Raw genomic sequence first — 777 nt, forward strand, 5'->3', positions numbered from 1 at the left:
CGCGGCCCCGCCAGCCGACGCAGCCGGGCCAACCGCGCCTCCGAGAACGACGCGGCGGCCACCCGGTCGAACGCGGCGCACCGCCGCAGCACCCGCACGAACGGTTCCACCGCCGCGTCCGACTTGACGTCGACGTTGAACAACGCGCCCGGGAGCTCCTCCAGCACGTCCTCCAACCTCGACACCGGCTCCCGGCCGCCGACCAGGGCCCGCCGCACCACCCGCCACGGTTGCCCGGCGATCGGGCCGGTGCCGTCGGTGGTGCGGTCCAGTGCCCCGTCGTGGTGGATCACCACGACCCCGTCGGCGCTGGCGTGCACGTCCGTCTCGATGTAGCGGTACCCCTCGGCCACCGCCCTCCGGAACGCGGGCAGGGAGTTCTCCATCCCGTCCAGGTCACCGACGTGCCAGCCACGGTGCGCGAACGCGCGGGGAGGGGAGCCGGCCAGGTAGGGGAACGCGGCGGTCATACGGCCCAGTGTGCCCGCCCGGCGGTCGGGGCGACACGGGCGGCACGCCGCGCGGCGCGGCGGGGGAACGGTTAGTGTGCGCAGCCGATGAGTGACCCGGCCGCGCGACGAGAACCCGCCCACACCGACACCCCGTTCCCGTCACGTGACGGAACCACGGACGGGCGAGGGGAGGAGGGGCACCGGGACGGTACCGACGGTGTGCCGCCGTCCGGCAGACGGGGCCGCCCGGTGCACTGCGGCTGGTGCGGCCGCCGCCTCGACGAGGGCCGAACCGGGGCGGGCGACGACACCGCGCGGACCGGCC

The 777-nt window shown here is 76.2% G+C and carries 1 protein-coding gene and 1 pseudogene; one reads left to right on the forward strand and one right to left on the reverse strand.

Features of this window, described 5'->3' with window-relative positions; translation table 11 throughout:
- A partial coding sequence (locus tag SACPADRAFT_RS0203065; RefSeq protein ID WP_007027834.1) for a glycerophosphodiester phosphodiesterase family protein occupies positions 1–470 on the reverse strand: 470 nt, incomplete at its 3' end.
- Between the two features lie 87 nt (positions 471–557).
- Here SACPADRAFT_RS0203065 and SACPADRAFT_RS33710 point away from each other — a divergent pair.
- Positions 558–777 (forward strand): annotated as a pseudogene (locus SACPADRAFT_RS33710) (hypothetical protein); the annotation flags it as partial.

Origin of the sequence: Saccharomonospora iraqiensis subsp. paurometabolica YIM 90007 (assembly GCF_000231035.2) — a bacterium.
Lineage (GTDB): Bacteria > Actinomycetota > Actinomycetes > Mycobacteriales > Pseudonocardiaceae > Saccharomonospora > Saccharomonospora paurometabolica.